At 42.7% G+C, this 844-nt stretch carries 1 pseudogene; it reads right to left on the bottom strand.

The window, feature by feature from the left end:
* A pseudogene (locus N8L90_RS09310) lies at positions 1-844 on the bottom strand (hypothetical protein); the annotation flags it as partial.

The following is an 844-nucleotide window of genomic DNA, read 5'->3' as shown; positions in this document are numbered from 1 at the left end:
TGCTATTTGGTACTTTACCTTTACCATCTTGACCGATTTCAACAGTGATTGGACCATTTTCACCTGGAATTTCTACCGTAGTTCCTGGTGGGTATGGTGTTCCATCTGGTCTCTTAGGTGTCACTGTAACATCACCTGTCTTAGGATCTTGTTCCAAGTCTACTGTTGGAGTTACTTTAGCTGGGGTTGTTACCTCAGGAACTTCAACAGCTGGTTTGCCTGGTTCGATAATCTTACCTGGTTTTGTAACCTTACCGTCTGGTAATTCACTGTTTGGTACTTTACCTTTACCATCTTCTCCGATTGTGACTGTGATTGGCTTGTCACCTTTACCTGGAATTTCTACTACTGTTCCTGGTGGGAATGTTGAGCCATCTGGTCTCTTCGGTGTCACTGTAACATCACCTGTCTTAGGATCTTGTTCCAAGTCTACGGTTGGAGTTACTTTAGCTGGGGTTGTTACATTAGGAACTTCCACTGATGGTTTGCCTGGTTCGGTAATCTTACCTGGTTTTGTAACCTTACCGTCTGGTAATTCACTGTTTGGTACTTTACCTTTTCCATCTTCTCCGATTGTTACTGTGATTGGCTTGTCACCTTTACCTGGAATTTCTACTACTGTTCCTGGTGGGTATGTTGAGCCATCTGGTTTCTTCGGTGTTACTGTAACATCACCTGTCTTAGGATCTTGTTCCAACTCTACAGTTGGAGTTACTTTAGCTGGGGTTGTTACATTAGGAACTTCAACAGCTGGTTTATTTGGTTCAGTAATCTTACCTGGTTTTGTAACCTTACCGTCTGGTAATTCACTGTTTGGTACTTTACCTTTTCCATCTTCTCCGAT

This window comes from Streptococcus mitis (genome assembly GCF_946190115.1).
Lineage (GTDB): Bacteria > Bacillota > Bacilli > Lactobacillales > Streptococcaceae > Streptococcus > Streptococcus mitis_CO.
This window is presented reverse-complemented; position numbering and strand designations above follow the sequence as displayed.